Origin of the sequence: Bacteroides luti (assembly GCF_900128905.1) — a bacterium.
In the GTDB taxonomy this organism is placed as follows: domain Bacteria; phylum Bacteroidota; class Bacteroidia; order Bacteroidales; family Bacteroidaceae; genus Bacteroides; species Bacteroides luti.
Genome location: NZ_FQTV01000009.1, coordinates 40,575 through 66,897, shown reverse-complemented (window position 1 = coordinate 66,897; position 26,323 = coordinate 40,575). Strand labels below are relative to the sequence as shown.

The window sequence follows — 26,323 nt, the reverse complement described above, 5'->3', positions numbered from 1 at the left end:
GTTTACGCTAAATAAAATTTAATTTTGCGAAAATGATCTAGCAATCTAGCAGTAAGCATATAACTATTTAGTAATTAACAAGATAAAAGCGCTAGATCAAAATAATTTAATCTAGCAGTGATCTAGCAATCTAGCACCTAGATCGTTCTAGTTTGGGTTAACTTTTCAAAGTTCTATCCGGCATTTATTATACTCACCTTATTCAATATCAAATCATATTCCATTTTTTGTTCTGTACACCCGGATGTAGAGGGTTTGTACACCCGGGTGGACCAATAAGTTACACCCGGATGTAAATTATCCCTCCACCCGGGTGGAGATAATTATTATTCAGGTCTGCTTTTAAAGTGCTGATACAGTTTACAAAACAAATTTATTGGCATTTAATACTTTTGTAGTATAAAGATGCTGTTTTATCCAATAATTCATATAGTTCGTATAAATACAACTTTTGGTAAAATTAAATGATATATCTTTGCATTCAGTTTAAAATAAGGTAACAAAACTATTCGAGCGATGAATAATTATTTTTTTAAGGCAACATTATTGGCGTTTTTAGTGATAGCAGATTCCGGGACGTTGATGTCCAAGAATAATCATGTGCTTAATACAGAAACAGATTCAGAAAACACAAAACGCAAATCAGAGATTTCAGGGGTTATAAAAGACACAGAAACAGGAATGGCTATATCGGGCGTTAATATCTACATTACAGAATTAAGGTCGGGTACTTCAACAAACAGCAATGGAGAATTCAGCGTTGCACTTCCTCAAGGTAAGTTTACTTTCAGGGTTTCTTGTGTGGGGTATAAAACAAAGACAGAACAGGTGATAGTACCACCCTCTTCCGTGAAAAAGAATTTCGGATTGGAATCGGATACTCAACTTGATGAGGTTGTAGTATATGCTAACAAGAAAGACCAGAACATTACCCGCACAGAAATGGGTGTGGAAAAGCTCAGTATTGGTCAGATAAGAAAGATGCCGTCACTGATGGGTGAGGTGGATATTATAAAAGCTATTCAACTTTTACCCGGCGTTCAGGCTACATCGGAAGGTGGTTCGGGTTATAGCGTTCGTGGAGGATCGGCAGACCAGAATCTTATTCTTCTTGATAATGCAACAGTATATAACGCATCTCACATGTTTGGTTTCTTTTCTGTGTTCAACAACGACGTTGTGAACAATGTGGAGCTTTATAAAGGCGATCTTCCTATGAAGTATGGCGGACGTTTGTCTTCTTTGCTTGATGTACAATTGAAAGACGATTATACCGGCAAAGTAAGAGGAACTGGTGGTATAGGTCTTATTTCGAGCCGATTGATGATGGAAGGTGGAATTGGAAAGAACACATCATGGATGGTTGGGGGAAGAAGAAGTTATGCAGACCTTTTCCTGAAACTGTCGTCCGACAAAGCTCTCAGAGAGAGTTCTATCTACTTTTATGATTTGAATGCAAAAATTACTCACCGGTTTTCTTCAACAGATCGTCTGTCGCTGAATACGTACCTTGGTAAGGACAATTTTGGTTCTTCGGTAGGCCAGTTCAACTACGGCAACCGGGTAGCTTCTTTAACCTGGGGACATGGTTTCAATGAGAATCTATATTCCAGTCTGAGTCTGAACACTACAAATTATCATTATACCCTTCAGTCTAAAATGTCCGATTCTAAAGTTAAGTGGAAATCGGATATAACAGACGTGACTTTAAGGTGGGATTTAGATCATTCAGTATCGGATATTCTTAAACTAACTTATGGTGCATCAAGTACGTACCATAACTTTAATCCGGGTTTAATTACTCGCCCTGATTACCCCGACTACAAAATGCCTTTGTATCATGCGTTGGAACATGGAGTATATCTTTCTGCTGAACATAATCTGGTTAAGAACTTAACCGTGAGATACGGACTTCGTCTTTCTGCTTTTCAGAATATGGGTAGCATTACTTCTTATTCTTATGGTGCAAATCACGAGGTGAGTGATTCTACTTATTATGGTTCCGGAAAAGTTTATCACACTTATTATGCGCTTGAGCCCAGAGTTGGAATGGTTTACAAGCTCACGGATAATTCTTCCGTGAAAGCCAACTATGCCCGTAACACTCAGTTTATTCAACTGGCAAATAGTTCATCATCGGGCTCACCACTAGATTTATGGTTTCCCTGCAGTCCTAATGTAAAACCTCAGAAAGTAGATATGGTTTCAACCGGATATTTCCATAATTTCAATAAAAATGAATATGAAACATCGGTTGAAGTTTATTACAAGAAGATGAATAACGTTATAGATTTTGCCGATCATGCACAATTGTTGCTTAATTCAAAACTGGAAGGTGAAATTAGAATTGGTACCGGAAAGGCATACGGCGTGGAGTTTATGGTGAGAAAGAATACCGGAAAACTGACCGGATTTCTGAATTATACCTTATCAAGGTCTGAACGCACTATTCCCGAAATTAATAAAGGAAAAACTTATCTGTCTCCATACGATAAAACTCATTGTGTGAACTTATCCTTATCCTATGAACTCTCAAAGAAATGGAATATCTCGGCCAATTGGGTATATTCAACAGGAAATCCAACAACTTATCCAACCGGACGATTTGAGGTAAACGGTGAATATTTCCCTATCTACTCTGGAAGAAACGAATATCGCCGCACAGATTATCATCGTCTGGACCTATCGGCTAACTATGTACCAAAGCACAATCCAAAAAGATTCTGGACAGGAGAATGGAATTTCTCTTTGTATAATGCTTATGGTCACAAGAATCCGTGGATTATAACGTATGATCAGAATACTCCTTCCGGAGTACCGGATGCCAAGATGACTTATCTTTTTGGAGCAGTACCTTCTATTACTTACAATTTTAAATTCTAAAGCAATGCTACACCATAGTTCTTTTTCAAGCATTTCAAAATGCTATAATTACTCTTCATACGTATTAGGGTTATTATCAGTATTCTTACTACTGACATTTACAGGCTGTACCGAGACTATCGATATAGATACCGACAACTCAAAACCTGTTATTGTTATTTATGGTACAATTACAGATCAACTTACATATCAGGAAATACACATTAGCAGTTCAGCCGGCTATTTTGACAATAAGACTAATCCAAAGATTTCGAGAGCAAAAGTTACTATAACTTCGGGCAATAATGTATATACACTGACAGAAGTTAGTGATACTCCTGGACTATACAAAACTACCACCAAGATGGCAGGTATTCCGGGAAATACTTATAAACTGAAAGTTGAAGTAGATTATAATAGCGATGGAGTTAATGAGGAATACACGTCTTCCGCTTATATGGAAAGCAAAGTATCTCTGGACTCTATCAACATAAAGAGACAATTGGTTTCTCAGTATAACTATTTTTCTGTAAATTTGTATGCACAGGATTCTTCTGATGAGGATTATTACTTGTGCCGTTATCAGATAAACGACTCTATATACAATAAAATAAGCAGATATATAGTTTTTGATGACACAAGTGTAAATGGTCAGTATATAAATGGATTACCAATTGAATATTTCCCTGATGTAAAGGATAAAAGTAAATTTAGTGACGACGATATAAAGAATATGACTTTTATGGCCGACAATGATTCCGTAAAATTTGAATTATGCCATATAACTAAAGGATATTACAGATTCTTACAGCAGTGCCAGTTTGAAAAAGATGGCGAAGATCCCTTCTTTGGCGGACCGTTAAGCAATATCGAAACAAATATTTCAAATGGAGGAGTGGGCTACTTTGCAGCTTTTGCCATATCGGAAGCTAGAGACGTGGCTCCAAAACAAGATTAAGGATGAAAAGTAAGATAAACGATTTCTCAAAAGATTTTCTAACAAACTTTGCCACAAACAGAAAGTACAGAGGATTACATCATATATCTCTGATATTGTTTGTCTTAGGATTTATCCTTACCGATACAAAGAAAAATTATACCGGCAATTGGGACATATATGTTAATGCTGCCATGTTCAATTACTTTGTGGGAATCATCTATCTTAATATGTATGTATTGGTTCCTAAATTGTTATTCCGTGAGCGAGCGGCTTTGTATCTGTTTGCCATGGCAGGAGTTACACTAGGCACCTACTTCTTTTTTCTAAGTGTGGAATATTCTATATTAAGACCCTATGAATTAATTCACAGACCATTCAATATTCCCGATATGATGGTTAATCTTTTAGGGTTTTGCTTTATTTTTACTGTGTTTATAGGTCCATCTACTTTTTTCAAGCTCCTTCAACAGTGGATGAGAGATACAAACCGGATTCATGAGTTAGAAAAGGCTACTATAGAATCGGAACTGGAACAACTGAAGAAACAAGTTAATCCGCACTTTCTATTCAATACATTGAATAATGTGAATGTATTAACACAAACGGATCCCGAAAGAGCTTCGCAGGTACTCACCAGATTAAGTGATTTAATTCGCTTTCAGTTATATGATAGTGTGAAAGAGCAAATATTTCTGAATGCAGATATTCACTTTCTTACCGACTATCTGAACCTGGAAAAGATACGGAGAGACAATTTTGAGTTCAGTATATCAACAAAAGGAGATATCGCCAATCAGCTTATTCCTCCTTTGTTATTTATACCTTTTGTGGAGAATGCAGCTAAATATAGTTTAGATTCGGAAAATAAATCTTACATTTACCTCAGTTTTGAAGTAGAAAGAAGTATCTTATATTTTGTATGCATTAATTCAAAACCAGACAAGAAAATAAAACCGCAAAAGAGTGGTGGCCTGGGACTTGCTAATGTAAAAAGGCGTCTTGAATTAATTTACAATGAGAAATATACTCTTGATATAAAAGAAGATGAAAAGACTTATCAAGTAAACTTGTGCTTGATTCTTTAAAATACGACTGACATGAATTGTATTGTGATTGATGACGAACCTCTAGCCAGAGAAGGAATGGGGCTTCTGGTCAAGAAGATAAAAGGTTTGAATTTATTAGCTAGTCTGAATAGTGCAAATGTTGCAGCTAAGTTTATGGATACAGAATCTGTAGATCTTGTTTTTCTCGATATTCAAATGCCCGGAACCAATGGTATAGAGTTTGCCAAAACAATATCAGAGAATACACTTGTTATTTTCACAACAGCTTATGCAGAATATGCTTTAGACAGTTATGAAGTAGATGCCATCGATTATCTCTTGAAACCGGTTACTTTCAGTCGCTTTCAAAAAGCTGTTGATAAAGCTTTCTCATATCATGAAATGTTGCAATCCAAAGTAAACAGTCAAATAGAGTCTGTTGAAAAGGATTTTATTTTTGTAAAGTCGGAACGACGCATTTTTAAGATCTACTTTAAGGATATACGTTATATCGAAGGACTAAAAGACTACGTAGTGATTTATACTCAGGATGCGAAGATTATTACTGCTATTAATCTGAAGAATATCTATGAGCAGTTACCACAGAATATTTTTATCCGGGTTAGCAAGTCGTATATTGTGAATTTTGAGCATATTGATTCTCTGGATAATAATGATATTCTTATCGGCAACCAAAAAATACCTATTGGTAATAGTTTCCGGGATTATCTTTTCGATGAGTTTATTTCTAAAAATATTTTGAATAGTAAATAGTTTATAAATATTATCTTTGCTTTCAATTGATAATAATTTAAAAACTAAATAGATGAATAAAGAATTAGATCTTTCAGTTAGCTGCTATGGTGCTGTGAAAGATTTGCGCTATGACGTTGCTATTCTTCCATGGGGAGCAACAGAACCTCATAATTACCATTTGCCTTACCTCACTGATTGTATTGCTCCAAGAATGATAGCTGTAAAAGCTGCAGCTTTGGCCTTAAAAGAAAACGGTGTTCGTTGCATGGTAATGCCACCAATATCGTTGGGATCACAAAATCCGGGTCAGAAGGAATTAAGCTTCTGCATTCATGCACGCTATGAAACTCAATTTGCCATTTTAAAAGATGTAGTTGATTCTTTGCATACTCAGGGCATTAGAAAACTAATAATCTTTAGTGGACACGGAGGTAATAATTTTAAGAATATGATTCGTGATTTGGCCTTTGAATATCCTGATTTTCTGATTATACAATCGGATTGGTACGCCATTTTACCATGCAAAGGTTATTTCGAAGCTGAAATTGACGATCATGCCGGAGAGCAGGAAACATCTGTAATGATGTATCTGCAGCCAGAACTTGTTGATCTGAATATGGCAGGTGATGGAGATTATCGGCCATTTACAATTTCTTCATTGAACAAGAAAGTTGGTTGGACACCAAGGCATTGGAATCGTGCTACAAAAGATACCGGTGTGGGTGATCCACGAAAAGCTACCGCAGAAAAAGGAGAAAAGTACCTGAATGATCTTATACCAATCGTTGCAAAATTATTTGCAGAAGTAGGAAAAGAAGAACTCTATTAAATATAAATTAAACAATATCTGATATGCAATTGCAACAACAAGTTATACTTATTACAGGAGCTTCTTCTGGTTTTGGAAAAATAAGTGCACAAATGTTGGCTGAACGTGGACATATTGTCTATGGAACAAGCCGAAAACAAACTGAAAGTTCGGGAAAAGTAACAATGCTTGTTGTTGATGTAACAGATCCTTCTTCTATTGAACAAGCAGTTAATCAAATCTATTCGAAACATGGGCGAATAGATGTACTTATTAACAATGCAGGAATGGGAATTGGAGGTGCCCTGGAATTAGCGACTAAAGAGGAAGTAGCTCTGCAAATGGATACAAATTTCTTTGGTGTAGTTAATATGTGCAAAGCAGTTCTTCCACTTATGCGTAAAGCTCAAAAAGGAAAAATTATAAATCTCAGTTCTATTGCGGGCATAATGGCTGTTCCCTATCAAGGCTTTTATTCTGCATCTAAATTTGCAATAGAAGGATACAGTGAGGCTTTAGCTCTGGAATTACATCCGTTTAACATCAAAATATGTTTGGTAGAACCTGGTGACTTTAAGACGGGGTTCACCGCCAGTCGTAATATTTCCACTGCCACATTTAATGACAGTGATTATGGAGAAAGATTTGCAAAGGCATTAGCCCTGATTGAAAAAGCAGAGAATCAGGGAAGCAACCCTGTATTATTAGGAAAAGCAATATGTAAGCTTGTTGAAAAGAAAAAACCTTCTTTCCGTACATTGGTAGGTCCTTTGGAACAAATCTTATTTGCTCGTGTCAAAAGCTATTTACCTAATAAGGTTATTCAATTTATACTTCGTAGTTTTTATGATATTAAATGATAATTTGCCATTTAAAACTTTATAGTATGAAACTTAAATATTTAATGCTTGTGCTTGGAATACTATCTGCTGAGTTTGCATTAGCAGGTTCGTTTGATACTGATACTTTTAAGACTAAAAGTAAAAAGGAGGTTATTATCACTTTTATTAAGCATGGCAGTCTTATGCTCACTTATAACAAGCATACCATTCAGGTAGACCCCGTATCTGAATATGCCGATTATTCAAAGTTTCCTAAGGCCGATATTATCTTGATTACTCATGAACATGGAGATCATCTTGATGCTAAAGCCATTGACATGTTGAGTAAAAAGGAAACAACTGTAATTCTAAATGCCTCCAGTCAGAAAAAACTTGGAAAAGGAACAATCATGAATAATGGGGATAAAAAAGAGATCTTCGGCAATATAAAAGTTGAAGCAGTTCCAGCTTATAACACAACACCGGGCAGAGAGATGTTTCATCCCCGCAATCGGGATAATGGCTATATACTAACTATTGATGGGTTACGCATCTATATTGCTGGTGATACGGAAGATATTCCCGAAATGAAGGAACTTAAAAATATTGATATAGCGTTTCTTCCTGTGAATCAACCTTACACAATGACTGTTGCTGAAGCTGTACATGCTGCAAAAATGTTCTTGCCGAAAGTTCTTTATCCTTATCATTTTGGTAATACAGATGTAAAAAAGATAAAGGAAGAGCTGAAGGACACTTCTATTGATGTTCGACTTAGAAAGATGGAATAGACTGTAAATCGATATTCTTTATATAAAATATAGATAGCCTGGTATTTTAAGTAAAACCATAAGAAGTATAATAATAAAAAAATGCGGTACAGATTATCTCTATACCGCACTACATATTTATTGTTAAAATAGCATCTTATTCTTTCACAGGTGTTTGTTCAAGAGTAGCAATAAGAAAATCATAGAATTTCTTCACAGAAGGAATATAAACACATTCATCTGGTGAGTGAGGAGACTGCAGTGTTGGTCCGAAAGATATCATATCCAATCCTGGGATATTTGCACCAATAATACCACATTCCAAACCGGCATGAATAACCTTCACCTTTGCTTCTTCACCAAACTGTGATTTATATGAAGCTTTCATTGCATGCAGAATAGGAGAATTCACATCCGGATCCCATCCTGAATAAGCACCAGACATCTCTACTTTGGCTCCAGCCATATTAAAACAACATTCAATGCTTGTTGTAAGATATTCCTTCATTGAGTCGGAAGCACTTCTGGCAAGGATCTTCACCTCTCCCACTCCATCTACAACCTTTACAATTGCAAGATTTGAAGATGTTTCTACTGTATCCGGAATAGAAGGGATGTTTCTCATTACACCATTCTGACAAGCAAAAATGGAATTGATAATATCATCTTGAATTTCTTCAGGAACAAGTCCTTTTGGCATATCTACTTTTTCGGCCTTGAAGCTGATCTTTTCTTCAAGTCCCGCATACTCTTCGTTATAAAGATTTTCACAATACTGTACAAGGTCAATCAGTTCTTCTTCGTTTTCTGCAGGGATTGTAACAACAACATGCGCTTCACGTGGAATTGCATTACGCATATTTCCACCTTCCCATGTAGCAAGTCTGGCTTCATAAGAAGCAACAGCTTCACGAAGAAAACGAACCATTAATTTATTGGCATTTGCACGTCCTTTATTTATTTCCAGGCCAGAGTGACCACCACGTAAACCTTTTAGGTTTATTTTGATAGCAATATCACCATCTTCTGGTTCTACCTCTTTATATTGGAAAGTAGCAGTTACATCTTCGCCACCGGCACAACCAATGTAAAGTTCACCTTCTTCTTCTGAATCAAGATTCAAAAGGATTTCACCATTAATTGATTCCTTTTTCAAGCCAAAGGCTCCAAACATTCCAGTTTCTTCATCTACAGTAATCAATGCTTCGAGTGGACCATGTTTCAATGTATTATCCTCCAGTACAGCCATGATTGCAGCAACGCCCATTCCATTGTCCGCACCTAGTGTAGTTCCTTTTGCTTTTACCCAATCTCCATCTATATAAGTTTCAATAGGATCTTTCTCAAAATCGTGTACTGTATCGTTATTCTTCTGAGGAACCATATCCATGTGCGCTTGAAGAATAACACCTTTGCGATTTTCCATACCCGGGGTAGCCGGCTTTCTTATAATGACATTTCCAACCTCATCGGTAAACGATTCCAGATTTAAACTCTTTCCGAAGTTTAATAAAAATTCTGTAATAGGCTTCATAAATCCAGAAGGACGAGGCACTCTTGTTAATGAGTAGAAATTCTTCCATACTGCTTCGGGAGCCAATGATTGAATTGTTTTCATATAATTTTATTTTTTATTTGTGAACGGCAAAGCCGCTAATCCATATATTCCTAACAAAACTAATAATAAAGTTTGTATTCCATGCTTAATTAAAGCAAATATTCCTGCATTTGTAGGATCAACTCCATAAAGAACCATCATTGAAATTATTGCAAAGTGCCACGGACCTGCACCATTAGGAGTAGGAACAACTACTGCTACACTTCCAGCAGCAAATAACACCAATCCAGCCATTACACCTAAGTTCGAAGAAAAGTCGAAGCAGTAGAATGTTAGATAGAATTCCATAAAATAGCTAAACCAGATAAGGAAAGTATATAGAATAAAAAGAGGCATATTCTTTACATGCTTCAAGGTTAAAATTCCTTCCCACACATTCAATGCTATACCTTTCACTTTCTCAAAAAATGAGAGTAGCTTCATTAAATGATAAAGCAAGACGATAACACCAATAACACAGAGCAGTATAATATAAAATTTAGGTGTAGTAAACAAAAGCTCTATTGAATCTAAATTTGTTCCTGTTTGAGCAAAGAAGCTTTTAAAGATACCAAGTTGAAAGACTAAAGTCATTCCTGTTATAGCCACAACCATTATTGTGTCTATTAATCGTTCTGTAACAACCGTGCCCAAAGATTTAGAAAAAGATATACCATCATACTTGGTAAGAATAGTACATCTGGATACTTCTCCTACACGTGGCAAAACCAAATTGGCAGCATACGATATAAAAATTGCATTTACACAGTTACTCGATTTTGGATATGCTTCGAGCGGCTCCAATGTTTGTTTCCATCTCCAACCACGAAAAACATGGCTTAAGATACCAAAGACCAGTGAAACTAACATCCACCAATAATTCATCTCATGCAAAAGAACATGGCCAACTTTCGAGAAATCAAAATCCCGATAGACCCAGACTAAGATAAAACCGCCTAAGACTATAGGTAAAGCGATTTGAATTGTCTTTTTTACTATATTTTTAAACGCAGGTGTTCCCAAAATTATAAATAAATGGATTATTATTAATACCTTTGCAAGCTGCAAAGATAATAGGTTATATCTAAAAGAGCGAACGAATAAACAATAAAATTAACAGAATGAGAGCAGTAAAACCAAAGAAATTCCTCGGGCAACATTTCCTGAAAGATTTAAAGATAGCTCAAGATATTGCAGATACGGTAGATGCCGTACCTGAACTTCCGGTATTAGAAGTGGGACCGGGTATGGGAGTTCTCACTCAGTTTTTAGTTAATAAGCAACGACTTGTTAAAGTTGTAGAAGTTGACTTCGAATCTGTAGCATACCTTCGTGAAGAATTTCCTTCTCTGGAAGATCATATTATTGAAGATGATTTTCTGAAGATGAATCTTGAAAGAGTATTTGAGGGAAAACCATTTGTGTTGACTGGTAACTATCCATATAACATATCAAGTCAGATATTCTTTAAAATGCTTGATAACAAGAACCTTATTCCTTGTTGTACGGGAATGATTCAAAAAGAGGTTGCCGAAAGAATTGCTGCAGGCCCAGGTAGTAAAACTTATGGTATTCTAAGTGTGCTTATACAAGCATGGTATAATGTAGAATACTTATTTACTGTTAGCGAAAAAGTGTTCAACCCTCCTCCCAAAGTAAAAAGTGCAGTAATCCGGATGACTCGTAATGAGGCTCAGGAACTTGGTTGTGATGAGAAACTGTTTAAGCTGGTAGTGAAAACAACATTTAATCAGCGCAGAAAAACTTTAAGAAACTCAATAAAACCAATATTAGGAAAAGATTGTCCGCTTTGCGAAGATGTTCTATTTAATAAGCGTCCCGAACAACTTTCTGTAGCCGAATTTATCAGTTTAACAAACAATGTTGAAAAAGCATTGGCTGAACAAAAAAGTAGAGTTAGTGAATAAAACACATTTTTACTAGTTCTAGTCATGGATGAAAAATATATCGAAAATGTAAAGGAACTCATAGAGCTGAAAGACTCGGATAAGGTTAAGGAGCTTCTATCCGATCTCCACCCAGCCGATATAGCAGAACTATGCAATGAACTTAGTCCTGAAGATGCACGCTTTGTCTATCTTTTACTAGATAATGAAACCGCCGCTGATGTCCTTGTTGAAATGGACGAAGATGTGCGGAAAGACTTTCTGGAAATACTTCCATCCGAAACTATTGCCAAACGTTTCGTTGACTACATGGATACCGATGATGCGGTAGACTTGATTCGTGAAATGGATGAGGAAAAACAGGAAGAAATCATCTCTCATATAGAAGATATTGAGCAAGCCGGTGATATTGTTGATCTGCTAAAATATGATGAAGATACAGCCGGTGGGCTAATGGGTACAGAAATGGTTATCGTAAACGAAAACTGGAGTATGCCCGAATGTTTGAAAGAGATGCGTCAGCAAGCAGAAGAAATGGATGAGATATACTACGTATATGTAGTAGACGACGATGAACGACTGCGCGGAGTATTCCCTCTTAAGAAGATGATAACCAGTCCATCTGTTTCAAAGGTTAAGCACGTGATGAAGAAAGATCCTATTTCTGTTCATGTGAATACATCTATTGAAGAGGTTGTTCAAACCATTGAAAAATATGACCTCGTAGCTGTTCCTGTGGTTGATAGCATCGGACGTTTAGTTGGGCGAATCACGGTTGATGACGTAATGGACGAAGTACGTGAACAAGCCGAAAGAGACTATCAATTAGCATCCGGTCTTTCTCAGGATGTTGAAACAGATGATAATGTTGCACGGCAAACTACTGCCCGACTTCCCTGGCTACTTATCGGCATGATAGGTGGTATTGGAAATTCAATGATATTAGGAAATTTTGGAGAAACTTTTGCTGCACATCCCGAAATGGCACTTTATATTCCATTAATTGGTGGAACAGGTGGAAATGTAGGAACGCAGTCATCTGCTATCGTTGTACAAGGTATTGCAAATAATTCATTGGATGTTGAAAAGACCTTCAAACAAGTCGCGAAAGAATCTGTTGTGGCATTAATCAACGCCACAATCATTTCACTGTTAGTGTATATCTATAATTTTATTCGTTTCGGCGGAGCTGCAACAGTTACTTATTCAGTATCGATCAGCTTATTTGCAGTTGTAATGTTTGCATCTATTTTTGGCACACTAGTCCCAATGACACTAGAGAAATTAAAGATAGATCCGGCTATTGCAACCGGTCCTTTTATATCTATCACAAATGATATTATCGGTATGTTACTTTATATGAGCATAACCGTTCTATTATCATAAAATTGATCTGATATTCTACGAATGTAAGATTTTAGAATAAAAAATATGCCCAAACATTAGAAAATGAAGAAATTATTTTATTAATTTGTGAATTAATGTAATAAAGGGACTAAATCCTATACCTAAAAACGATTGAACAAATGATGGACACTCAGGACACTAATCTACCTTTAGAAGAAGGAAAATTAGAAGAAGAAAAGAATGTTCCCGAGGTTTCTGAGGTTGTTACCGAAGAAACTCCAGAGGAAACTACAGAAGTAAACATGTCGGCGGCTGCTAACTTGCAGTCAAAACTGGAAGTAATTGAAAGACTAAAGGAACTTTCTGCAAATGCTGAAAGCACTCACAAGCAAGAGTTAGACTCCCTTAAACAGACTTTCTACAAACTCCACAAGATTGAACAAGAATCAGCAAAAAAGAAATTTATAGAAGAAGGCGGCACAGAAGAATCATTTGTTCCTGCAGCAGACAACGACGAAGCTGAATTTAAATCTATAATGACCGCTATCAAAGAAAAGAGAAGCACATTTAACGCTGAACTGGAAAAACAAAAAGAAGAAAACCTACAGACTAAATTAGGTATTATTGAGAAGCTTAAAGAGCTAGTCAATTATCCTGAAGATGTAAACAAAGCATACAATGATTTCAAGAAACTTCAGCAAGAGTGGAACGAAATTAAATTAGTACCTCAAGCTAAAGTTAACGAACTTTGGAAAAATTATCAGGTATACGTTGAGAAATTCTACGATATAATTAAGATTAATAATGAATTCAGAGATTACGACTTCAAAAAGAATCTTGAAATTAAAACAAAACTTTGTGAAGCTGCAGAAAGATTAGCTAATGAAGCGGATGTTGTTTCTGCATTTCACCAATTACAAAAGCTACATCAGGAATTTCGCGATACAGGTCCTGTTGCTAAGGAACTTCGCGACGAAATATGGGCACGATTCAAAAATGCTTCTACTGAAGTAAATCGTCGCCACCAACAACATTTTGAAGCATTAAAGGAAGTAGAACAACGAAACCTGGATGAAAAAACTGTTATTTGCGAAATCGTTGAAGCCACAGAATATAATGAATTAAACTCTTTCAATGCCTGGGAAAAGAAGACTCAGGAAATCATTGCGCTGCAAAACAAATGGAAAACTATCGGTTTTGCTCCACAGAAAATGAACGTTAAGATCTTCGAAAGATTCCGTGCAGCTTGCGACGACTTCTTTAAAAAGAAAGGTGAATTCTTCAAGAAGATTAAAGAAGAAATGAACGAAAATCTGGAAAAGAAGAAAGCGCTATGTGAAAAAGTTGAAGCTCTTAAAGATAGTACTGACTGGAAAGAAACTTCAGATATTCTCACTAAACTTCAGAAAGAATGGAAAACTATTGGTCCTGTATCTAAAAAATATTCAGATCCAATCTGGAAACGTTTTATTGAAGCTTGCGATTATTTCTTTGAACAGAAAAATAAGGCAACATCTTCTCTACATTCTATTGAGGTTGAAAACTTGCAAAAGAAGAAAGCACTTATTGAGAAATTGACAACAATCGACGAAAGCCTGGAAGCTAGCGAAGCAAGTAATCTTGTTCGTGAAACTATTAAGGAATGGAATGCAATTGGTCATGTTCCTTTTAAAGAAAAGGATAAGCTTTATAAGCAGTTCCATGATTTAGTTGATAAACAATTCGATCGTTTAAATGTAAGTGCTACAAACAGAAAGCTGAATAATTTTAAAACAAATATCAGTAACGTAGCGGGACAAGGTGAAAAGGGCGGTGCTCAAACTCTTTATCGTGAACGCGAAAAACTGGTTCGTGCTTACGAATCAATGAAGAACGAAATAAAGACTTACGAAAACAATCTTGGATTCCTGACTTCTTCTTCAAAGAAAGGTAATAGTCTGGTTACAGAATTGAATAGAAAAGTTGAGAAATTAAAGTCCGATCTTGAACTTACATTAGAAAAAATCAAAGTTATTGATCAGTCTACTAAATAGATTAATAATCTTACAATAAATACCGAAAGAGCCTTTTAACGAAGGCTCTTTTTTTTGCTTAAAATTTCACTCTATTGCTTTTTTAGAAAGAAAGATGCTAAACATTTATTTCCCAGACATAAACAGACCTATCAGCATTGTTTATATCTAAAACACATTACTCTCGGAAATTTATTATTTGCAAAATTGATCTAGCAATCTAGCAGTTGACATTTAATGCGTTGTAAATAAGAAAAATAGAAGTGCTAGATCAACCAAATTTGATCTAGCAGTGATCTAGCAATCTAGCACTTTGTCTCAAGCTTAAGCTTTCTTATTTTTGAATAAACATATTATTGTACCATACTCATAATCAAAATTTAAACTTGCTAATTGAGCTAAAATTCTCGATATGAAACAAATTATATAGTCCCAATACATTTTTAATTTGCAGCTCAAGTTATTATAAAGTATAACGAGACTTCATTTTACCTCCCACAACATTTCTATTTTTTCAGGAATAATGTTTTTAAATTCTTGTACAAAAGAATGCATTCTTCTGTACAGAACAATTAATTCTTTTGTACAGAAGAAAGATATCTTTTGTACAAGAGTTCAAAAATGAACCGAATAGTATTCTAAATGCTAAACCGGAGTTCTGTGTACAACACACTTAAGTTTCAATTACGCACGGCAGGCTAATAAGAAAAATGCGGTAATAATCCGTTGATTATTACCGCATCTCCATTTTTGTTGGGCTATAAGGATTCGAACCTTAAAAGTCAGATCCAGAAACTGAAGTGTTACCATTACACCATAGCCCAATTTCTCAATTGCGATGCAAAGATAGGAATTCTTTGAGAAATATGAAACACTTTAGCCACTTTTTTTGTTTAAAATTTCAGAGAGAAATAAAAATCTGGAAGGTTTTTATCTAAAAAAATACAAAAACAAGAGAGATTTTCACTTTTACTTTCGCCGATACAATAAAACGGCGTATATTTGTAAATTATTGTTTTACAGATAAACTAAAATCAGATTATTATTAATCTTTCATAGAAAATAAATGAGCGAAACAGAAGTATTAGTACAGAAAATAGTAGAAGGAATTCAGGAGAAAAAAGGATATAAAATAGTAGTAGCAGATCTGACGAAGATCGGCGATACGATATGCAAATATTTCGTTATATGCCAAGGTAATTCACCTAGTCATGTTAGCGCAATCACAGACGAAGTCAGAGAATTCGTAAGAAAGAATACAGACATAAAGCCAATAGGTACCGATGGATTGAATAATTGCGAGTGGGTTGCAATGGACTACTCGGACGTAATGGTTCACATATTCTTACCAGAAATACGAGAATATTATAACCTTGAACATCTTTGGGCCGATGCTAAATTAAAAGCTATACCAGATCTTGACTAATTTTAGAACAGATGAGTAACAACAAAAAACAAAATAACAAAATGAACATGCCGAAGTTCAGCCTTAACTGGATGTATGCAATTATAGCCATGATGCTAATCGGGCTATATCTCTCGAGTGAGGGAGGTTCGATGACAAAGCCAATCAGTTATAGTGAGTTTCAACAGTATGTCCGCAATGGATATGCTTCTAAAGTTGTGACTTACAATGATAATACTGTTGAACTTTATATCAAACCGGAGCGTATAAAAGACGTATTCAAACAGGATGCCTCAAAAGTTGGCACGTCTCCTGTGGTTACATCAAGAGTTCCATCCAACGAGTCTGTAAGCAGATTCCTGGAAAAGGAAAAAGACGAAGCTCGTTTCCAGGGAAAAGAAGAATATGCTGAGAAAAAAGACTATATAAGTGCTTTTTTATTAAACATATTACCTTTTGTTCTGCTCATCGGAGTGTGGCTTTTCTTTATGCGCAAAATGGGTAGCGGAGGTGGTTCTGGTTCTAACGTCTTCAGCGTTGGAAAATCAAAAGCACAACTTTTTGAAAAAGGAGGATCGGTTAAAGTCACCTTTAAGGATGTGGCCGGATTGGCTGAAGCAAAACAGGAAGTTGAAGAAATTGTAGAATTCCTTAGAAACCCACAAAAATATACTGAATTAGGAGGAAAAATTCCTAAAGGAGCATTACTTGTAGGCCCTCCGGGAACAGGTAAAACATTACTTGCCAAGGCTGTAGCCGGCGAGGCTGATGTACCATTCTTCTCTCTTTCGGGTTCCGACTTCGTAGAAATGTTCGTAGGTGTTGGTGCTTCACGTGTAAGAGACTTGTTTAAACAAGCTAAAGAAAAATCTCCTTGTATTATTTTCATCGATGAAATTGATGCAGTAGGACGAGCACGTGGAAAGAACCCAAGCATGGGTGGTAACGACGAACGCGAAAACACATTGAACCAGTTACTCACCGAAATGGATGGTTTTGGAACAAACAGCGGTATTATTATTCTGGCTGCTACCAACCGTGCGGACATACTTGACAAGGCTCTACTTCGTGCAGGACGTTTTGACCGTCAGATACATGTAGATTTGCCCGACTTGAATGAAAGAAAAGAAGTATTCGGAGTTCATTTACGTCCAATTAAAATAGATGAAACAGTAGATGTTGATCTTTTGGCTCGTCAAACACCTGGTTTCTCAGGTGCCGATATTGCAAATGTCTGCAACGAAGCTGCATTGATAGCTGCCCGTCATGGAAAAACATTTGTAGGAAAACAAGATTTTCTGGATGCTGTTGACAGAATTATCGGTGGTTTGGAAAAGAAAAGCAAGATTATGACTGTGGAGGAACGAAAAACAATCGCACTCCACGAAGCCGGACACGCAAGTCTTTCATGGTTGCTTGAACATGCAAATCCATTGATTAAGGTTACTATCGTTCCTCGCGGACGAGCATTGGGTGCTGCGTGGTATTTGCCTGAAGAAAGACAGATTACTACCAAAGAACAAATGCAGGATGAGATGTGTGCAACCCTTGGAGGACGCGCAGCCGAAGAATTATTCGTAGGTCATATTTCTACAGGAGCAATGAACGATTTGGAACGTGTAACCAAGCAGGCGTATGGAATGATTGCTTATCTGGGTATGAGTGATAAACTCCCTAACCTTTGCTACTATAATAACGAAGAATATTCTTTCAACAAGCCATATAGCGATAAAACAGCCGAAATGATTGATGAAGAAGCTAAGCTTTTAATCAATGGTCAGTATGACAGAGCAAAAAGGATTCTTTCAGAACATAAAGAGCAACACAATGCTTTGGCTAATTTATTGATAGAAAAAGAAGTTATTTTTGCTGAAGACGTAGAGCGCATTTTCGGAAAGCGTCCATGGACTTCTCGCTCTGCCGAAATCATGGCAACAGAGAAATCAGCAGAAGAACAAGCTGAGATAGCGAAAAAGGATTCTTCTTTAGAGAAAGAACCTGAAACAAATCTAAATCCTTCTAAAACAGAAGCAAACCTTCCCGGGCAATCAGACGGAGAAGATAATACAATGAATTAATAGAAGAATGATAAAAAATAACTTTATCCAACGTACAGTTACAGGAGCATTGATAGTTGCAGTGCTCGTGTGCTGTATCGTTATTAGCCCTATATCTTTTGCAATACTATTTGCTATTATATCAGCACTTGCTGTACACGAATTCAGCAATCTGGTTAATAACAATGAGAATGTAAGCACAAACGTAGTTATTAATATATTAGGAGGTGTATACCTCTTTTTTGCTTTTCTGGGGTTCTGTATGAATCTCTCCGGTTCTCAGATTTTTATTCCTTATCTTTTTCTGATAATATACCTTATTATCAGTGAACTTTATCTCCAGAAGTCAAATCCTGTAAATAACATGGCATACTCAACGCTGACTCAGCTTTATATTGGATTGCCATTTGCTTTACTAAATGTTCTTGCTTTTCAGGTAGATAATACTGGAACCATAAGTTACAACTATGCTCTTCCATTATCCATATTCATCTTTATATGGCTAAATGACACTGGTGCATACTGTTTTGGAACTTTATTCGGCAAGCACAGATTATTCGAACGAATCTCTCCAAAGAAATCATGGGAAGGTTTTATTGGCGGAGCTGTTATCACATTGATAACTGGTTTTGTTTTAGGAAGATTCTTTCCATTCTTATCTTCTATTGAATGGGCCGGATTAGGTCTTGTAGTTTCTGTATTCGGAACCTGGGGAGACTTAGCAGAGTCAATGATAAAAAGACATATGGGTATAAAAGATTCCGGAACTTTTTTCCCAGGACATGGCGGAATACTGGATCGGTTTGACAGTTTATTAATTGCAGTTCCTGCAGCTGTTATATATCTTTATGTTATCACATTGTTTTAATTACAATAAACAATCATATATTAAAAAAAGGAAGTCAACAGCGACTTCCTTTTTTAATTTAAACATCCATATTTGCTTTCCACAAGCAATTCTTAGTTGATCCTTTCTTTCATTTTACCAGGTAAAGCAGCTATTGACTTATTAGTCTGAAGGTCTTTATAGTCAATAGTAATGACCTTTTCACCATTCACAGCCGAATTAATCCTGATTTTCAATCCTTTCTTGTCTGTATGGCCAACGCCCATATCTCCAAGGCTAAATGAAACAATACTATGTGCTACATAGTCTGTAACATCATTCATATCATTATAGCGATATTCAAGATGAATATATCCATCATCAGGATATTGTAACGTGGTATTCTTTACGAGGTTAACGCGATGCTTTAATGCACCGGGAATATTCATGTCAAACTCTACATTTAGATAATCACCACCTACCCACATATCTGTAATTCTTACAGGATCGTCTCCTATGCTATCTTTATTTTCTTCTGTAAGATTAATTATATTCTTAGTTAATATTACAGAATAATCATTCAGACGAACATAATGATCGAAACCATTCTGGGCATCACTTAACAGTGTAAAGTTTCCAATTATTCTTGTTCCATTTTCAAGATTCTTATATGGAACAAGAGTGGCTGCCGGCCATAACTTTTCTCCATTATCCAAAACGAAGGAAACATTACCAGCATCAACTTTTACTGTACCCAAAGCGATAGTGTAATTACCTAATGAATAACCATCATCATCATCAAGATCGCAAGATTGAAGGGTTGGAACTAAAACCAACACTAATAACAGTAGATAATAACTTAATTTTTTCATAACTCTAAATTTGTTTACTACATAGAATAAACAAAGCCGCAATCATTTTACTGCATTGCGGCTAATTAAATTATGCTTAAAAAAGTTTTTTAATATTCTGGTAATTATCTATCAGACTTACAGTTTACTTACGGCTTTTCAGTAATTCAACCATCTTAGTAGCGGTTTTCTTTGAGGCACCAGAAGGACCAAGAATTTTAATCATCCGGTCATATTCATCAAGCATTTGCTGACGCTTTACATTATCAAGTAATACAGCTTTTAATTCCGACTGCATATTATCAACAGTCATTGTATCTGCTACAAGTTCGCGAACAATCTCTTTCCCGGCAACAAGATTAACTAATGAAATAAACTTAACCTTCAAAATTTTCTTTTTAAGGAAAGAAATAACTTTGCCTAGTGGCGTATGATAACAAACGACCTGAGGTACACGAAACAAAGCAGTCTCAAGGGTCGCAGTTCCCGAGGTTACTAAAGCTGCAGATGAATGTTGAAGCAAACGATATGTCTGATCAAAAACAATTTTCACCTTTACTCCCTGAATATATTTCTGGTAATAATCTGAAGAAATGCCCGGAGCACCTGCCAATACTAACTGATAACCTGAAAACTTAGAAGCAGCTTTCAACATATCAGGCAAATTATCTTTTATTTCCTGCTTTCTGCTACCTGCCAGCAATGCAATAATTGGTTTTTCGGCCAGTTCATTTTCAGCAGTAAAAGAAGTAAAATCCTCCGGATGATTTGCACGAAAAGTCTCAACCGCATCAACAGTTGGATTACCTACATAATGTATGGGATATTGGTGTCCATGGAAGAAATCAACTTCAAAAGGAAGAATTGAAAACAGTTCATCAACATACTTCTTTATATCTTTTATGCGATATTCTTTCCATGCCCATATTTTGGGAGAAATGTAATAGTAAACCGGAATTCTTGTCTGTGTTTTCACAAACTTTGCAATAGACAGATTAAATCCGGGATAATCAACCAATATTACCACATCTGGTGCATAAGAAATAATATCTTCCTTGCACAATTTCATATTGGCAAAAATAGTGCGCAAATGCAGAAGTACAGGAATAAAACCCATGTATGCCAAATCTTTATAATGCTTCACACGTGTTCCTCCCTGAGCAGACATTAAATCCCCGCCAAAGAAACGAAACTCAGCATTCGTATCTTCTTGTTTTAATTCACGCATCAAATTAGAAGCATGTAAATCTCCAGAAGCCTCACCTACAATTAAATAATATTTCATTCTTATCTTTTATAAGTTCCAGGCCTTCAGCTGATCCATAACCTCATAAGCTGTCACATCAACTTTTGTAGGAGTAATTGCTGCATAATCGTGATTTAGCGCCCAATTATCTGTATCTTCCTCATCCGGCTCATGATTTTCAAAATCGCCAGTCAACCAGAAATATTCACTTCCATTAGGATGGCTTCTACGCGCCCATTCGTGTGTCCATTGTCCTACTGTTTGACGGCATATTTTCACTCCTTTAATTTCAGGACATAACGGAAAATTCACATTCAGACAAATTCCTTTTGGCAAACCATTATCTATCACTTTCTGAGTTATACTTCGAATAATATCAGCTGTTGGTTCAAAATCAGCATCATGGTTATGATCGCAGATAGAGAAACCTATCGAAGGAACTCCACTAAGACAACCTTCTATTACTACTCCCATTGTTCCGGAATAGTGAACATTCACTGCAGCATTATCTCCGTGATTAATACCACCTATTACCAAATCGGGTTGTCTATCTAAAACTGCATATTTAGCCAATTTTATGCAATCGGCCGGAGTACCAGAACATTTATAAACTGCAAGTCCTGGCTCCTTTTTCATTAATGTATATTTCACAGGACGATCAGCTGTAATGGCACAAGCCATTCCAGAGCGTGGTGAATCCGGAGCCATTACAACAATGTCCCCTAAAGGACGAACATACTTAACTAATTCGTTGATTCCTTTTGCCATAAACCCATCGTCGTTAGAGATGAGTATTAGCGGTCTCTCGTTTTCCATCCGTAAAATGTTCTTTTATTAAATTATTTAGCACAAAAGTAGAGAAAAAACAATGATAAACAAAAGAAAGGGCATAAAAGCATTAGAGAGAAATAGTCTCATTTTTAAGGACATTATCAAATCATATTGTACAAAAGAGCTAATATTCCTGGATAACATTAAGCAAGATTTTGTACAGAAGATTAAAAACATAAATCGAGTTAAATAATCTTCTCTTATCATACCCTCAGTAGTTTACAAATCTTAATGTTATGCAAGCCGGTTTAAAAAATGAAAGTTTATTAAATGGAAATGTATATATTTGCAGGATAAAGACAAATATCTTTTTTAGTATCTGTATGCTCACTGTCTGATAGTTATTAACAAAAGAGGTAACTTATCAACAGATTTTGCAATGTTTTCCTTTTTTAGTAGGTGCTCTAAGTTTTTATTACTTATTTCGCCTCAACAAATTAAAAGTAGTATGGGAAAAATTATCGCTTTAGCCAATCAAAAAGGTGGCGTCGGAAAAACAACGACAACCATCAATCTTGCAGCGTCTCTTGCAACGTTGGAGAAAAAGGTTCTTGTTGTTGATGCCGACCCTCAAGCTAATGCTTCCTCCGGCTTAGGAGTAGATCTTAAAGAAGTTGAATGCAGTATTTACGAATGCATAATAAACAACGAAGAAACGAAGGAAGCAATATACACGACAGATATCGACGGACTCGATATTATTCCGTCACATATTGATTTAGTTGGTGCGGAAATTGAAATGCTTAATCTCCCCGATCGAGAGAGAGTACTGAAAAAGATATTAACCCCAATGAAAGCAGAATATGACTATATACTTATAGACTGCTCTCCTTCTCTAGGACTGATAACTGTAAATGCTCTCACTGCTGCTGATTCGGTTATCATCCCTGTGCAATGCGAATATTTTGCATTGGAAGGAATCAGTAAACTGCTGAATACCATTAAAATTATAAAATCCAAACTAAATCCGGAACTGGAAATAGAAGGATTCTTGCTCACCATGTTTGACTCTCGCCTGAGACTTGCGAACCAAATCTATGATGAAGTGAAAAGACATTTTCAGGAATTGGTATTTAAAACGGTGGTGCAGCGTAATGTAAAACTAAGTGAAGCTCCAAGTCATGGGCTCCCAGTCATCCTTTACGATGCTGATTCTACTGGTTCAAAGAATCACCTGGCATTGGCACAGGAAATTATTAAACGAAATAGTAAGTAAGATAAGACATGGCAGTACACAAAAAATTTGCTTTAGGAAGAGGATTAGATGCCTTGATTTCAATGGATGAAGTAAAGACTGAAGGCTCATCTTCCATTAATGAAATAGAATTATCCAAAATATCGGTCAATCCATCTCAACCACGTCGCGAATTTGACCAGACAGCTCTTGAAGAGCTGGCAGACTCTATTAAAGAAATTGGTATTATTCAACCAATAACACTGAGAAAAATATCAGATGATTCTTATCAGATTATTGCTGGTGAGCGTCGATACAGAGCTTCTCAGTTAGCCGGACTTCAAACAATCACAGCATACATCCGTACAGCGGATGATGAGAATGTAATGGAAATGGCTCTGATTGAGAATATTCAAAGAGAAGACTTGAATTCTCTTGAGATAGCACTTGCTTATCAGCACTTAATTGAACAATACAATTTGACTCAGGAAAGACTCAGTGAGCGTGTTGGTAAAAAGAGAACTACTATAGCCAACTATCTTCGTCTATTAAAACTTCCTGCTCAAATACAGGTGGCTTTACAAAACAAGACTATTGATATGGGACATGCAAGGGCTTTGATTACCCTTAATGATCCAAAACTTCAAGTTAAAGTTTATGAAGAAATTCTTCAGCATTCTTATTCAGTTCGTAAAGTTGAAGAAATTGTAAAGGCACTTAATCAAGGAGAAACGATAAAAAGCGGAAAGAAAACCTTAGCAACTAAAGGTAATAAATTGCCTGAAGAGTATAATATCCTGAAAAAACATCTATCAGGATTCTTCAACGCAAAAGTACAACTATCTTGTACAGCCAAAGGTAAAGGCAAGATTAGCATTCCATTTAGTAATGAAGAAGACCTTGAAAGAATCATGGAAATCTTCGATAGCATTAAGAATAAATAAACAATTGACAGTTAATAAATTGACATACCGTATACTTATAACCCTGTTACTCTGTGCAATTCAGGTAACAGGGATTGATCTGTATGCACAACAGACTATTACTAAGGCAGACAGCACCATAAATATTCCTCAGGCCAGAAAACATCGGCAAGATGTTAGTTCTCCTAAAAAAGATATTTCAACTGCTGACAGCCTTGAACTGATAAACAAAAAGAACATATCTGATATTAATTCTCCTTTAAAGTTAGATCAATCTCAGATGTCAACTGATTCCATGTCAGTTCTAAAAAAGCCATTATTTATACCTAATTCAACAAAAGCAACCTGGTTAGCGGCTGTATTTCCCGGCGGAGGACAAATATATAACCGTAAATACTGGAAGCTGCCCATTATCTATGGAGGATTTGTTGCTTGTACATATGCTTTAAGCTGGAATAATAAATACTATAAAGATTATTCACAAGCCTATCAAGACATAATGGACAATGATGACAAGACAACCAGTTATCTGAATTTTCTTTCTCCAGGCTATGATGTTGAAGCAAAAAAGGATTGGCTTAAAACAGTCTTTAAGAATAAAAAAGATTCCTATAGAAGATACCGAGACTTAAGTATATTTGCCTTTATCGGAGTGTATTTAGTTTCTATTATAGATGCTTATGTGGATGCAGAGTTATCTAACTTTGATATAACACCTGACATCGGTTTACAAATCAACCCGACAGTGATAAACAATAATCACTCAGCAAAAAACACTCTCGGTGTGCAATGCAGTATTAAATTCTAAAAAAAAGACATGAAGAAATTTTTCCTAATCCTTTCTATCCTATTTGTAAGTTATACATCGGTAAATGCTCAAAGTATCAACGTGACAGTCCACCAAAACGGAACTACTCGCGAAGAGACAATAGGTTTACCTCAAAGCATGACATACGATGTAGATAGTTTACTTAATGAATGGCATTCAAAGAACTCTCTATCATTGAGCAATGACTGCCTGACAAAGGATGAGAATCCTACATTCCCGGACTCTGTATATATAGACAGATTATCTCGCATTCCTGCTGTTATGGAATTAACTTATAACGATGTTGTACGGAAATTCATTGAAATGTACTCCGGTAAACTTCGTAAGCAGGTTTCTTATATGCTTGGAGCATCAAACTTTTATATGCCAATTTTTGAAGAAGCGCTCGACGCATATAATATTCCTCAGGAATTGAAATACCTTCCTATCATTGAATCGGCTCTTAATCCTAAGGCTGTTTCACCTGTTGGTGCAGCCGGACTTTGGCAATTTATGATTGGAACAGGAAAGCTATATGGATTAGAGACCAATAGTATTATTGACGAGCGTAGAGACCCAATCAAAGCTAGCTGGGCAGCAGCACGATATCTGAAAGACTTATATACAATATACAAAGACTGGAATCTTGTTATTGCTGCTTACAATTGTGGAGCCGGAAATATAAACAAAGCAATCAGACGTGCAAACGGAGCAAGAGATTACTGGGCTATTTACAATTACCTACCACAAGAAACCAGAGGATATGTTCCTGCTTTTATTGCAGCAAATTATGTTATGACATATTATTGTGATCATAACATTTGTCCAATGGAAGCTGATATTGATCAGAACACAGACACTGTAGTAGTTAGTAAACAACTTCACTTCGAGCAAATTGCAGATATTTGTGGTGTGAACATTGATCAGATAAGAAGTCTTAATCCACAATATAAAATAGATGTTATTCCTGGAAATGCAGAAGCATGTACACTTCGTCTTCCCAGAAACTATATCAATACATTTATTGACAGACAAGATACTATTTACGCATATCGCGCTGAAGAATTGTTTAGCAACAGACCAACAGTTTCTCCTACAGAAGAAGTTGCAGAAGAAAAACCGGTTGTTCAAAAGCACAGTCGTCATAGTAAGAAAGCAAGAATCACTTCTCATAAAGTGAAAAGCGGACAAACTCTTTCTGATATAGCAGATAAATATGGCGTAACAGTAAAACAACTTAAAAAATGGAATGGATTGAAAGGCACTAATATCAGAGCTGGAAAGAAACTGAAAATCCGTAAATAAAAAACATATAGTTCATTAGTTAAATTGCTTG

General features: G+C 36.1%; 22 protein-coding genes and 1 tRNA gene. 17 read left to right on the top strand and 6 right to left on the bottom strand.

Translation table 11 applies throughout. The annotated features are described in order from the left end of the window. The first annotated feature begins 516 nt into the window (after positions 1-516). Genes BUC21_RS09595 through BUC21_RS09565 form a run of 7 tightly spaced genes read left to right on the top strand, consistent with a single transcriptional unit; the run spans position 517 to position 8,024 of the window. Positions 517-2,883, top strand: coding sequence for a TonB-dependent receptor (locus tag BUC21_RS09595; RefSeq protein ID WP_083547667.1), 2,367 nt, complete (start codon positions 517-519; stop codon positions 2,881-2,883). A gap of 4 nt (positions 2,884-2,887) precedes the next feature. Next, a complete protein-coding gene (locus BUC21_RS09590; protein ID WP_073401650.1) occupies positions 2,888-3,820 on the top strand; it encodes a DUF4249 domain-containing protein in 933 nt (310 codons plus the stop codon). A 2-nt stretch (positions 3,821-3,822) separates the two neighbouring features. Further along, positions 3,823-4,887 carry a sensor histidine kinase gene (locus BUC21_RS09585; RefSeq protein ID WP_073401648.1) on the top strand — a complete coding sequence of 355 codons (1,065 nt, stop codon included), beginning with the start codon at positions 3,823-3,825 and terminating at the stop codon, positions 4,885-4,887. Between the two features lie 12 nt (positions 4,888-4,899). Beyond that, the gene (locus BUC21_RS09580) at positions 4,900-5,622 is read left to right on the top strand and encodes a LytR/AlgR family response regulator transcription factor (RefSeq protein ID WP_073401646.1); all 723 of its coding nucleotides are present in this window, start codon (positions 4,900-4,902) and stop codon (positions 5,620-5,622) included. A gap of 52 nt (positions 5,623-5,674) precedes the next feature. Further along, on the top strand, positions 5,675-6,433 hold the full coding sequence (locus tag BUC21_RS09575; protein WP_073401644.1) for a creatininase family protein: 759 nt from the start codon (positions 5,675-5,677) through the stop codon (positions 6,431-6,433). Between the two features lie 29 nt (positions 6,434-6,462). Beyond that, entirely contained in the window at positions 6,463-7,272 is an 810-nt protein-coding gene (gene kdsR / locus BUC21_RS09570; protein WP_139261386.1) for a 3-ketodihydrosphingosine reductase, read from the top strand. A gap of 26 nt (positions 7,273-7,298) precedes the next feature. After that, entirely contained in the window at positions 7,299-8,024 is a 726-nt protein-coding gene (locus BUC21_RS09565) for an MBL fold metallo-hydrolase (RefSeq protein ID WP_073401641.1), read from the top strand. A 136-nt stretch (positions 8,025-8,160) separates the two neighbouring features. Here the strand turns inward: BUC21_RS09565 and BUC21_RS09560 are convergent, their stop codons facing one another. Beyond that, positions 8,161-9,621, bottom strand: coding sequence for an aminoacyl-histidine dipeptidase (locus BUC21_RS09560; protein WP_073401640.1), 1,461 nt, complete (start codon positions 9,619-9,621; stop codon positions 8,161-8,163). Positions 9,622-9,627: 6 nt separating this feature from the next. Next, a complete protein-coding gene (locus BUC21_RS09555; RefSeq protein WP_073401793.1) occupies positions 9,628-10,623 on the bottom strand; it encodes a lysylphosphatidylglycerol synthase transmembrane domain-containing protein in 996 nt (331 codons plus the stop codon). A 98-nt stretch (positions 10,624-10,721) separates the two neighbouring features. On the opposite strand from BUC21_RS09555, the gene rsmA reads away from it, so the two are divergent. From rsmA to BUC21_RS09540, 3 genes are all read left to right on the top strand, one after another. Further along, complete coding sequence (gene rsmA, locus BUC21_RS09550; protein ID WP_073401639.1) at positions 10,722-11,528, top strand: 16S rRNA (adenine(1518)-N(6)/adenine(1519)-N(6))-dimethyltransferase RsmA; 807 nt, start codon at positions 10,722-10,724, stop codon at positions 11,526-11,528. Positions 11,529-11,552: 24 nt separating this feature from the next. Next, on the top strand, positions 11,553-12,893 hold the full coding sequence (mgtE, locus tag BUC21_RS09545; RefSeq protein ID WP_073401638.1) for a magnesium transporter: 1,341 nt from the start codon (positions 11,553-11,555) through the stop codon (positions 12,891-12,893). Between the two features lie 140 nt (positions 12,894-13,033). Beyond that, positions 13,034-14,887 (top strand): DUF349 domain-containing protein, encoded by a 1,854-nt coding sequence (locus BUC21_RS09540; RefSeq protein WP_073401637.1) that lies wholly within the window; start codon positions 13,034-13,036, stop codon positions 14,885-14,887. 732 nt (positions 14,888-15,619) lie between these two features. Here the strand turns inward: BUC21_RS09540 and BUC21_RS09535 are convergent. Continuing rightward, positions 15,620-15,690 (bottom strand) — tRNA-Gln (locus BUC21_RS09535). Between the two features lie 242 nt (positions 15,691-15,932). Between BUC21_RS09535 and rsfS the strand changes: the two genes are divergently transcribed. Genes rsfS through BUC21_RS09520 form a run of 3 tightly spaced genes read left to right on the top strand, consistent with a single transcriptional unit; the run spans position 15,933 to position 19,196 of the window. Continuing rightward, entirely contained in the window at positions 15,933-16,292 is a 360-nt protein-coding gene (gene rsfS, locus BUC21_RS09530) for a ribosome silencing factor (RefSeq protein WP_073401636.1), read from the top strand. Positions 16,293-16,303: 11 nt separating this feature from the next. Then, on the top strand, positions 16,304-18,349 hold the full coding sequence (ftsH, locus tag BUC21_RS09525) for an ATP-dependent zinc metalloprotease FtsH (protein ID WP_073401635.1): 2,046 nt from the start codon (positions 16,304-16,306) through the stop codon (positions 18,347-18,349). A gap of 10 nt (positions 18,350-18,359) precedes the next feature. After that, the gene (locus tag BUC21_RS09520) at positions 18,360-19,196 is read left to right on the top strand and encodes a phosphatidate cytidylyltransferase (protein WP_073401791.1); all 837 of its coding nucleotides are present in this window, start codon (positions 18,360-18,362) and stop codon (positions 19,194-19,196) included. A 92-nt stretch (positions 19,197-19,288) separates the two neighbouring features. Here the strand turns inward: BUC21_RS09520 and BUC21_RS09515 are convergent, their stop codons facing one another. The 3 genes from BUC21_RS09515 to surE form a co-directional block, all read right to left on the bottom strand. After that, the gene (locus BUC21_RS09515; protein WP_073401634.1) at positions 19,289-20,026 is read right to left on the bottom strand and encodes a NigD1/NigD2 family lipoprotein; all 738 of its coding nucleotides are present in this window, start codon (positions 20,024-20,026) and stop codon (positions 19,289-19,291) included. A 124-nt stretch (positions 20,027-20,150) separates the two neighbouring features. Further along, positions 20,151-21,290 (bottom strand): lipid-A-disaccharide synthase, encoded by a 1,140-nt coding sequence (lpxB, locus tag BUC21_RS09510; RefSeq protein ID WP_073401632.1) that lies wholly within the window; start codon positions 21,288-21,290, stop codon positions 20,151-20,153. Between the two features lie 9 nt (positions 21,291-21,299). Beyond that, positions 21,300-22,067 carry a 5'/3'-nucleotidase SurE gene (gene surE, locus BUC21_RS09505; RefSeq protein ID WP_073401630.1) on the bottom strand — a complete coding sequence of 256 codons (768 nt, stop codon included), beginning with the start codon at positions 22,065-22,067 and terminating at the stop codon, positions 21,300-21,302. A 463-nt stretch (positions 22,068-22,530) separates the two neighbouring features. On the opposite strand from surE, the gene BUC21_RS09500 reads away from it, so the two are divergent. From BUC21_RS09500 to BUC21_RS09485, 4 genes are read left to right on the top strand one after another with little or no spacing between them, the layout of a single operon-like run. Then, positions 22,531-23,298, top strand: coding sequence for a ParA family protein (locus BUC21_RS09500; RefSeq protein WP_073401628.1), 768 nt, complete (start codon positions 22,531-22,533; stop codon positions 23,296-23,298). 8 nt (positions 23,299-23,306) lie between these two features. Then, a complete protein-coding gene (locus tag BUC21_RS09495; protein ID WP_073401626.1) occupies positions 23,307-24,200 on the top strand; it encodes a ParB/RepB/Spo0J family partition protein in 894 nt (297 codons plus the stop codon). Between the two features lie 4 nt (positions 24,201-24,204). Then, positions 24,205-24,987, top strand: coding sequence for a DUF5683 domain-containing protein (locus tag BUC21_RS09490; protein WP_073401789.1), 783 nt, complete (start codon positions 24,205-24,207; stop codon positions 24,985-24,987). Positions 24,988-24,996: 9 nt separating this feature from the next. After that, a complete protein-coding gene (locus BUC21_RS09485) occupies positions 24,997-26,292 on the top strand; it encodes a lytic transglycosylase domain-containing protein (RefSeq protein WP_073401624.1) in 1,296 nt (431 codons plus the stop codon). The last annotated feature ends 31 nt before the right edge of the window (positions 26,293-26,323 follow it).

What these genes read in the sequence shown, in the direction of transcription:
- BUC21_RS09595 (WP_083547667.1), top strand. Translation starts at nt 517, where the DNA reads ATGAATAATTATTTTTTTAAGGCAACATTATTGGCGTTTTTAGTGATA.
- BUC21_RS09590 (WP_073401650.1), top strand. Translation starts at nt 2,888, where the DNA reads ATGCTACACCATAGTTCTTTTTCAAGCATTTCAAAATGCTATAATTAC.
- BUC21_RS09585 (WP_073401648.1), top strand. Translation starts at nt 3,823, where the DNA reads ATGAAAAGTAAGATAAACGATTTCTCAAAAGATTTTCTAACAAACTTT.
- BUC21_RS09580 (WP_073401646.1), top strand. Translation starts at nt 4,900, where the DNA reads ATGAATTGTATTGTGATTGATGACGAACCTCTAGCCAGAGAAGGAATG.
- BUC21_RS09575 (WP_073401644.1), top strand. Translation starts at nt 5,675, where the DNA reads ATGAATAAAGAATTAGATCTTTCAGTTAGCTGCTATGGTGCTGTGAAA.
- BUC21_RS09565 (WP_073401641.1), top strand. Translation starts at nt 7,299, where the DNA reads ATGAAACTTAAATATTTAATGCTTGTGCTTGGAATACTATCTGCTGAG.
- BUC21_RS09560 (WP_073401640.1), bottom strand. Translation starts at nt 9,621, where the DNA reads ATGAAAACAATTCAATCATTGGCTCCCGAAGCAGTATGGAAGAATTTC.
- rsmA (WP_073401639.1), top strand. Translation starts at nt 10,722, where the DNA reads ATGAGAGCAGTAAAACCAAAGAAATTCCTCGGGCAACATTTCCTGAAA.
- mgtE (WP_073401638.1), top strand. Translation starts at nt 11,553, where the DNA reads ATGGATGAAAAATATATCGAAAATGTAAAGGAACTCATAGAGCTGAAA.
- BUC21_RS09540 (WP_073401637.1), top strand. Translation starts at nt 13,034, where the DNA reads ATGATGGACACTCAGGACACTAATCTACCTTTAGAAGAAGGAAAATTA.
- rsfS (WP_073401636.1), top strand. Translation starts at nt 15,933, where the DNA reads ATGAGCGAAACAGAAGTATTAGTACAGAAAATAGTAGAAGGAATTCAG.
- ftsH (WP_073401635.1), top strand. Translation starts at nt 16,304, where the DNA reads ATGAGTAACAACAAAAAACAAAATAACAAAATGAACATGCCGAAGTTC.
- BUC21_RS09515 (WP_073401634.1), bottom strand. Translation starts at nt 20,026, where the DNA reads ATGAAAAAATTAAGTTATTATCTACTGTTATTAGTGTTGGTTTTAGTT.
- lpxB (WP_073401632.1), bottom strand. Translation starts at nt 21,290, where the DNA reads ATGAAATATTATTTAATTGTAGGTGAGGCTTCTGGAGATTTACATGCT.
- surE (WP_073401630.1), bottom strand. Translation starts at nt 22,067, where the DNA reads ATGGAAAACGAGAGACCGCTAATACTCATCTCTAACGACGATGGGTTT.
- BUC21_RS09500 (WP_073401628.1), top strand. Translation starts at nt 22,531, where the DNA reads ATGGGAAAAATTATCGCTTTAGCCAATCAAAAAGGTGGCGTCGGAAAA.
- BUC21_RS09495 (WP_073401626.1), top strand. Translation starts at nt 23,307, where the DNA reads ATGGCAGTACACAAAAAATTTGCTTTAGGAAGAGGATTAGATGCCTTG.
- BUC21_RS09485 (WP_073401624.1), top strand. Translation starts at nt 24,997, where the DNA reads ATGAAGAAATTTTTCCTAATCCTTTCTATCCTATTTGTAAGTTATACA.